This is a genomic window from SAR202 cluster bacterium, assembly GCA_016872355.1.
Taxonomy (GTDB): domain Bacteria; phylum Chloroflexota; class Dehalococcoidia; order Lucifugimonadales; family VGZY01; genus VGZY01.
Genome location: VGZY01000099.1, coordinates 1 through 8,186, shown reverse-complemented (window position 1 = coordinate 8,186; position 8,186 = coordinate 1). Strand labels below are relative to the sequence as shown.

Below are 8,186 nucleotides of genomic sequence, written 5' to 3'. Positions count from 1 at the left end.
GCATCGTGGTCATGCACAAGGGGCGTGAGCTGGCCAGCACGGTTGCTCCCCTGAGGCCCGCAGTCCTGCGAGCAAGGCGAAGAAAAGCTCAGGCGGGCAAGCGAGGAGATGGGCGTGCTGGAGACGGGTCCGTCTCCAGCACACCCCTCTCCTCGCCCAAGGATCGAAAGCCGGGTCCAGATCACCCTTGGAGATCGAGACTGATTCAACCAAAACCAGTCGTACTGACAAAATCACTGAGCAGTAAGACTGACAAAGTCACTGAGCATTGACACAAGTTGGCCTGAATAAGGCACGTCTCAGAACGGCACGTACCTGTTGGCTATGGGCATGCGGCGGTCGCGGCCGAAGTTGCGGGGGGTGATCTTGATGCCCGGCGGGGCCTGGCGGCGCTTGTACTCGCTCGTGTCCACGAGGCGGATAACCTTCTTGACGATGGCCGCGTCGAAGCCCATGCCGACGATGTCGTCGAAGCCGCGGTCGTCCTCCACGTACGCCTTGATGATCGGGTCGAGGACCTCGTACGGCGGCAGCGTGTCGACATCCTTCTGGTCGGGCTTAAGCTCGGCGCTGGGGGGCTTGTCGATGACCGAGCGGGGGATGAGGTCGAAGCCGGCTACCTTGTTACGGTACTCGCAAAGCTGGTATACCAGAGTCTTGGGCACGTCCTTGATCACAGCGTAGCCGCCCGCCATGTCGCCGTAAATGGTCGCGTACCCGGTCGCCATCTCACTCTTGTTGCCGGTGGTCAGGACCATCCACCCGTACTTGTTCGAAAGCGCCATGATAAAGACGCCGCGAATGCGCGACTGCAGGTTCTCCTCCGCGGTGCCGAACGGCGTCCCTTCAAAATGAGGCGCGAGCGATTCGAGGTAGGCGGCAAATACGGGCTCAATTGGGATCGTGCGAATCTCGATGTCGAGGTTTGTCGCGAGGAGTTCGGAATCCAGCACGCTGCCGGTGGATGAGAAGCGCGACGGCATCGTGACGCCGACTACGTTCTCCGGCCCGAGCGCGTCGGCCGCTATCACCGCGACGATTGTCGAATCGATGCCGCCGGAAAGGCCGACGAGCACCTTCTTGAAGCCGCACTTGCGTACGTAGTCGCGCGTGCCGGTCACGAGCGCCTGGTATACCTCAGCGACGGGGTCCAGGCACTCTACCTTCAGCGGCGTTGGCCTGGGCCGCTCGACCGGCGTGAAGTCGGAGACGTGGTGGACCTTCGGCGTGCCGACGCTCCTGATGATCGTGGCGTTCTCCTTGCGCGGCCGCGACTCGCGCAGACGGGAGCGCAGCACGGACTCGGCGTCGATGTCTACGACCATCATCTCTTCGACGAACTGATTGCCGCGCGCGACGACATCGCCCCAGGGGTCGAGCACCATGCTTGCGCCGTCGAAGACGAGCTCGTCCTGGCCGCCGACCATGTTCAGGTATGCGACGAACAGCTCGTTGTCCGCCGCGCGGGTGGTAAGCATCTTCTCGCGGAAGTCGCGCTTGCCGGCGTGGAATGGCGAGCCGTTGATGTTGACGATCACCTCTGCCCCCGCCGCGCGCTGCACCACCGTGGGGCCAATGGCGTACCAGATGTCCTCGCATATGTTCACGCCCACCGGCGTGCCGTTGATCACGAAGACAGGGCACTCCGTGCCGGGCTTGAAGTAGCGGTCCTCGTCGAACACGCCGTAGTTCGGCAGGTGCATCTTGTGGTACACGCCCACGATCTCGCCGTTGTGGGCGATAGCGGCGGCGTTGTAGGCGTCCGAGTTCGCGTCCACAAACCCAACTACTGCCGCGATGCCCTTCGTCGCCCGCGCCACCTCCTTCATTCGCTCGATGTTCTCGCGGATGAGCTGCGGCTTGAACAGCAGGTCTTCAGGCGGGTAACCGGTGACGGCAAGCTCCGGGAACGCGACAATGTCCGCCTTCGCGTCCCTGGCGCGCTCGATGTGCTCGATAATTTTTGAGGTGTTGCCCTTGAGGTCGCCGACTGTGGTGTTGATCTGGGCAAGCGCGAGGCGCAGTGTGCGCATCGTGGACTCCGGAAACGGTCGCTATTTGGGAATGGAGTATAGCATAGGGGGCGTTGGCAGTCGGTGAGGCTTTGACAAGTCGCTCATCCACGGCGATGGTTTCGTGAATGCCAAATTCACTTATGGGGTACGTGTCTTCCGCGATGTCCGTTTGGCCTCCGTTTCGGCAGCCGTCGCTTTTCTCAACTCGACTCGATCACCTTCTATTACCCACGTTACATTCTCACCTTCCTTGACACCCAATTCCTGCTTGATAAGCTCTGGCAATTTCACTTGGCCGCGTCCGTTCGAACTGGCATGTACACGCGTTGCACCTTTGCTCATCGTGTGTACCCCCGTGTGATCAAATATACAGGGCGGCCGACAAGGCCGCCCTGGGTCGACTTAAGCTGTACCTAACGGTCTACTACTTCTTCTTGCTCTTCACGAACTTGTCGATGCGCTCCAGAGCGCGCTCCAGGTTCTTCGTGGAGTTGGCGAAGGAGAAGCGGACGCAGCCCTTGCCGAACTCGCCGAACGACTCGCCGGCGAGACAGGCAACTCCGAACTCGTCCAGCAGGCCGTCGGCGAACTGGCGGCTCGTCATGCCGGTGCCCTCGATGTTGGGGAACGCGTAGAACGCGCCTTCCGGCATAGGGCACTTGATGCCGGAGATCTTGTTCAGGCCACCGACAAAGATGTCGCGGCGGGCCTTGAACTCGGCGACGATCGCGTTTGCGGCGTCCTGAGAGCCGTTCAGGGCCTCAAGGGCGGCCATCTGGGTGGCGCTGGACGTGCAGGAGACGCTGTTCGTCATCAGCTTGGCAATCGGGTCCACCATCTCCTTCGGCATGACGCCGTAGCCGATGCGCCAGCCGGTCATGGCATAGGTCTTCGAGAAGCCGTCCAGGATGATCGTGCGCTCCTTCATGCCGGGGAAGCTGACGATGGAGTCGTGCTTGCCCTCAAACAGGAAGCGAATGTATATCTCGTCCGACAGCACGGGGATGTCGTGCTTCACAGACAGCTTCGCGAGCTTCTCCAGTGTCTCCTTGGGCACGATGCTCCCGCACGGGTTGTTCGGGGAGTTGATGACCATCAGCTTTGTCTTCGGCGTGATGGACTTCGCCACCTCGTCCACGTCTATCGCGAACTCGCGCGCCGCCGTCAGCTTCATTGGAACGGGGACGCCGCCGACGAATCGGATCATCGATTCGTAGATCGGGAAGCCCGGGTTGGGGTAGAGGACCTCGTCGCCCTCGTTGACCAGCGCCAGGATGGCGAAGAACATGATGGGCTTGCCGCCGGGGGTCACGACTACGTTCTCCGGGCCGTACTGCACGCCGCGCGTCTTCGATACCTCTTCCGCGATCTTGGCGCGGAGAGGGGGAAGGCCGGCCGATGGGCCGTAATGGGTGTAACCGCCCTTCAGCGCCTTCACGCCCGCATCGACAATGTTCATGGGCGTGTCGAAGTCTGGCTCGCCGATCTGCAGGTGGATGATATCGCGTCCTTCGGCCTCCAGGCGCTTGGCCTTGGCGAGGACTTCAAAGGCCGTCTCGGTGCCGAGGCGGCTCATTCGGGTCGCAAGCTTCATTTTCTGATTCCCCTTCCTGAAAATCCTTGCGTAGTATACACCGTAGGTAATTCCGGCGGAACTGGCGCGATGTTGCTCTGCAGGGTGGCGACGGGTTTCGTAAGGATCTGTTTTCAGGTTGAGAAGATGCCTGCTATGGTAGAATCCTACGTACTAGCCAACCCTGGGAGACCATGTAAATGAGAGTTTTCCTCGGCACCCCGAGGGGTTTCTGCGCCGGTGTGGTGCGGGCCATTGACGTTGTGGAATTGGCGCTCAAAAAGTACGGGCCTCCCGTCTACGTGAAGCACCAGATTGTGCATAACCCTTACGTAGTCAAGTCAGTGGAGGACAAGGGCGCCATTACGGTTGAGGACGTGGAGGAAATCCCGGAAGGGGCCACGGTAGTCTTTTCCGCGCATGGGTCGCCGCCCTCGGATTTCGAGAAGGCGAAGCGGCGCAATCTTCACGTCATCGACGCCACCTGCCCGCTGGTGACGAAGGTGCACAATGAGGCGCACAAGTTTGCCGCGGACGGCAGGCAGATCATCTTGGTGGGGCACAAAGGGCACCAGGAGGTAAAAGGGACGATGGGCCAGAGGTCGATGCACCTGGTGGATGACCGCGAGCCGATCAGGCTGCCAGAGTGGGACAGGACAACCCCTGTAACCGTTTTGACCCAGACCACGCTGTCCGTGGATGACACCCAGCGGTCCATAGCGGAGATCAAGCGGCACTACGACAACGTGGTTGTGCGCAACGACCTTTGCTATGCGACTACGAACCGGCAGGTGGCGGTGAAGGATCTGTGCAAGCAGGTGGAAGTGGTGCTGGTCATCGGCGCGCCGAACAGCTCAAACTGCAACCGCCTGCGGGAGGTGGCCGAGGCGCACGGTGTGCCGGCCTACCTGATTAACGGGCCGGAGGAGCTCAAGCGCGAGTGGCTGGAAGGGGTGGAAAATGTCGGCATTACGTCCGGCGCTTCCACTCCGGAAGACCTGGTCGAAGCGGTGGTTACGGCGATAGCTCCCGAAGAGGTTGTGCTCATCAAAGGCGCAGAAGAGGATGTGAACTTCGTCCTCCCCAAAGAGCTACGGTAACTTCGTCTTTCGCATGTCTTTCGTACATTGCATCCAGGCTGTGAAAACGGCCTTCCAGAAGCTTTTATCGTTGAATCATTGATACCAGGCTCAGGCGATTCCGGTATGAAGTTCGACGTAATAGTAGTAGGAGCGGGGCCGGCGGGCAGCACCACGGCACGTGAGTGCGCCAGGCGTGGCCTCTCCGTGCTTATAGTTGACCGCGCGGAATTCCCGCGCGACAAGCCGTGTGGCGGTGGGCTGACGATCAGGGCCGCCCGGCTCCTGGACTTCGAATTCTCGCCGGTTGTCGAGCGGAAGATAACGGACCTTTACTTCACGGAGCGGCAGCGGCGCGGCTTTGCCAGGTCCGGTGGCAAGCCGGTCACTTACCTCACGCAGCGTCGCCACCTCGACAACCTTCTCGTCGATCAGTCTGTGAAGGCCGGGGCGCAGTTTTGCCAGCGCGAGACAGTAAGGCAGGTGGAGCGCAGCAACGGCCATGTCACTGTGCGCACTGCGAAGCAGGACTACGATGGAAGGGTGCTGGTTGCCGCGGATGGCGCAAACGGGACTACGGCGAAGATGGCCGGACTGGACATCAAGGTGCTCCACGGCATAGCGATTGAAGGGAACGTAACGCCGGAAGGACCGTTCCCGGCAGACTGGGAGAAGGCTCTTGGCGTGGACTTCTGTGACCCCGAGGGCGGGTACGGCTGGATCTTCCCGAAGGGCGACCACCTCAATGTCGGCCTCGGCGGCTGGAAGTACGTGGGGCCGACGCTGCGGGAGAAGCTGGACAATCTAACGCGCAGCTACGGCTTCGACCCCGGGAAGATCTGGGGCCTGAGGGGCCACCACCTTCCTATCCGTTGCTCAGGCTCGCCGCTTGCGACCGGCAACGTGCTGGCAGTCGGCGACGCAGCGGGTCTTCTCGATCCGTTTACGGCGGAAGGGATATATTCTGCGATCTGGAGCGGCCAGGCGGCCTCGCGGGCCATATTCGACTATGTCGAAGGGAAGGCGGGTGACCTGGATGGATACCGGCGCGAGGTGGAATCCAAACTTGAGCCGGAGTTACGGCTCTCGCGCCAGTTCGCGGATGTGTTCCACCTTTATCCCGGCATGTTCATTGGTATTGAGCGTCGCACCGAAGTCCTTTCCAGGGTCTTGATTGGGCTGCTGTGTGGTGATTACTCCTACGAGAGGGTCAGCAAGAAGCTTGGTGTCGCATGGCCGGGAGTGGTCTTGATATCCGACCTTGTGAGGGTATCTCCCGCATTGCGCAAGCGTTCCGGTTTGAGGGATCCTGAGCCGCCGGAGCGCTTCTTCAAGAAGGGCAGGGCCCACGAGCACGGGGCGCAGTAGGAGAAGTATGAAGGATGAATGGGGGGCCGGAGTAGACAGGTCAGGGGTGTGAGCCACACGAAAGAAAGCTAACTGGAGATGTGAATTTGGAGATACGGATAGAGAGCCTTATTGAGGGTGCAAGGCGGGCTGAGGGGACTGTTGTGATCATTGACGTTTATAGAGCTTTCAGCGCTGAAGCAGTGGCGTTCGCGCGGGGCGCTGAGAAGATCATACTCGTGCCCTCTGTTGATCTGGCCCGGGAGATCAAGTCGAGCGGAAAGGCCCATCTGAGCATGGGGGAGGTCCACGGGATCCGCCCGGAGGGTTTCGACTTCGGGAACTCGCCGTGGGAGCTTTCCAGTGCGAACGTGAGGGGCAAGACGCTCGTGCACTCCACCATGGCCGGGACGGTTGGCGTGAACTCCGCAACAAAGGCGGACTGCATCTACGTCGGCTCGCTTGTGCTTGCGCAGGCGACCGTGAAGGCGCTGCTGCGCGATAACCCTGCGCTTGTGACCCTGGTGGCTATGGGAGACGGGGGGAAGTACAGGACGGATGAGGACGAGCAGTGCGCACTCTATATGCGGAACCTGCTGGAGGGCCGTCAGCCGGACCGAGAGGCCGTCCGCTCGCTGGTGATGGCCGGCGGCCAATCGAAGAAGTACGACGATAAGAGCCAGCCCCAGTACCACCCCAAGGACCGGAGCATCGCGCTGGAGGTGGACTCGTCGCCGTTCGCTGTGAAGGTTGGCAGGGAAGACGGGTTCCTGGTCTCCCGGCCCGTGTATTTGTAGGTAACGAAGGAAGACAGTTGTTCAGGAGATACGTCGAGGCGCTGGCAAATCGCGATTACTTCACGCTGTGGACGGCGAGCCTGACTGCCGGCGCGGCGTCGTGGGCGCTCATCGTCGCCCGCGGCTGGCTCGTCTTCGACATATCTCACTCTTCATTCTGGGTCGGCATAGTCACCTTCTCCGCGATGACCCCCCGGCTGGCGATCACTCCGTTCAGCGGCTACCTGTCTGACCGGTTCGACCGCCGTCGCGTGCTCGCCGTCATGTTCGCAGTCAATATCGGCTCAAGCCTTGCGCTGGGCGTGCTGGTGATGAACGGGACTATAGAGACATGGCACCTGGTCCTGCTCTCGCTCATCAACGGCTCAGCGCATGCCGCCCAGATGCAGGTAACGCAGACGCTCATTCCGAACATGGTGCCGAAGGGGCAGATACTCAACGCTATCTCTCTCCACCAGGCGACTGTCCACGGCTCGCGATTGCTTGGCCCTGCCTCCATTGCGCCGCTCATGCTTGTGGCGGACGTTGAGGCTGCGTTCTTCCTGTGCACTGCTTTTTACGTCGTAAGCCTTGTGCAGACGCTGCGGGTGCGGACATCCTCTACTGGCGTCATTGACAGCAGCCGAGGCTTCATGAGCAACATGGCGGACGGCCTGGCGTACGTCTACCGGGAGCGAACGCTGCGAGCGGTGGTGATCATCTCCATCTTTCATTGCGGGATGACGATGTCCATAGAGTCGCTTCTGCCGGTCCTATCGCAGGAGCGCCTGAATGCCCAGGGGCACGCGACCAACTACCTCATGATGGCGATCGGCGCCGGGGCGCTGGTGGCTTCGCTAGCGATGGCAGGGGTCCACAGCGAGGCGACGAAGGGGAAGCTGCTTCTGAACATGGGCGTGCTGAGCGGGCTGAGCTACGCCCTGCTTGGGCTGGCGACCAACGTGCCGCTGGCGGTCTTCAGCGCGGTGTTTATGGGGGCGACGCAGGCTGCTTTCATGACCATTGCTCACGCGATGGTGCAAGTGCTGACGCCCGACGGCGTGCGGGGGCGGGTGGCGGGAGTGTACTCCGTCCATGTCGGCGGGATGATGGCGCTCTCCAACCTGGCGAACGGGCTGCTGGCGGACCACATAAGCGTGCAGACGCTGCTGGTAGTGGGGGGTGTTGGGTTTATTGTCGTGATGTTTGTGAGCTGGTACTGGGCGACGTTGAGGCAGATCTACACGGCGGGGCTGAAGGTGGAGCCGAGGCTGGCGACGGAGTAACCTTGAAAATCTACTTAACAGGCAGCGGGCGGATCCGGTAGCGATTGTCCGAAATTGTTGCGATGGCACCCACCTGGAGCTGAACAGACTCACGTTCCAGCAAGATTATC

6 protein-coding genes are annotated in these 8,186 nt (G+C 61.1%); 4 read left to right on the top strand and 2 right to left on the bottom strand.

All coding sequences use genetic code 11. The features are described from left to right. Positions 1–299: 299 nt before the first annotated feature. On the bottom strand, positions 300–2,033 hold the full coding sequence (locus FJ319_13915; GenBank protein MBM3935364.1) for an NAD+ synthase: 1,734 nt from the start codon (positions 2,031–2,033) through the stop codon (positions 300–302). Between the two features lie 406 nt (positions 2,034–2,439). Further along, positions 2,440–3,609, bottom strand: coding sequence for a pyridoxal phosphate-dependent aminotransferase (locus FJ319_13910; GenBank protein ID MBM3935363.1), 1,170 nt, complete (start codon positions 3,607–3,609; stop codon positions 2,440–2,442). Positions 3,610–3,788: 179 nt separating this feature from the next. Here FJ319_13910 and ispH point away from each other — a divergent pair, with 179 nt between their 5' ends. The 4 genes from ispH (at position 3,789) to FJ319_13890 (ending at position 8,076) form a co-directional block, all read left to right on the top strand. Beyond that, on the top strand, positions 3,789–4,688 hold the full coding sequence (ispH, locus tag FJ319_13905) for a 4-hydroxy-3-methylbut-2-enyl diphosphate reductase (protein MBM3935362.1): 900 nt from the start codon (positions 3,789–3,791) through the stop codon (positions 4,686–4,688). Between the two features lie 105 nt (positions 4,689–4,793). Further along, the gene (locus FJ319_13900; protein ID MBM3935361.1) at positions 4,794–6,035 is read left to right on the top strand and encodes an NAD(P)/FAD-dependent oxidoreductase; all 1,242 of its coding nucleotides are present in this window, start codon (positions 4,794–4,796) and stop codon (positions 6,033–6,035) included. Between the two features lie 80 nt (positions 6,036–6,115). Beyond that, positions 6,116–6,811 (top strand): 2-phosphosulfolactate phosphatase, encoded by a 696-nt coding sequence (locus tag FJ319_13895; protein ID MBM3935360.1) that lies wholly within the window; start codon positions 6,116–6,118, stop codon positions 6,809–6,811. Positions 6,812–6,828: 17 nt separating this feature from the next. Next, positions 6,829–8,076 carry an MFS transporter gene (locus tag FJ319_13890; protein MBM3935359.1) on the top strand — a complete coding sequence of 416 codons (1,248 nt, stop codon included), beginning with the start codon at positions 6,829–6,831 and terminating at the stop codon, positions 8,074–8,076. Positions 8,077–8,186: the final 110 nt, after the last annotated feature.

What these genes read in the sequence shown, in the direction of transcription:
- ispH (MBM3935362.1), top strand. Translation starts at nt 3,789, where the DNA reads ATGAGAGTTTTCCTCGGCACCCCGAGGGGTTTCTGCGCCGGTGTGGTG.
- FJ319_13910 (MBM3935363.1), bottom strand. Translation starts at nt 3,609, where the DNA reads ATGAAGCTTGCGACCCGAATGAGCCGCCTCGGCACCGAGACGGCCTTT.
- FJ319_13915 (MBM3935364.1), bottom strand. Translation starts at nt 2,033, where the DNA reads ATGCGCACACTGCGCCTCGCGCTTGCCCAGATCAACACCACAGTCGGC.
- FJ319_13900 (MBM3935361.1), top strand. Translation starts at nt 4,794, where the DNA reads ATGAAGTTCGACGTAATAGTAGTAGGAGCGGGGCCGGCGGGCAGCACC.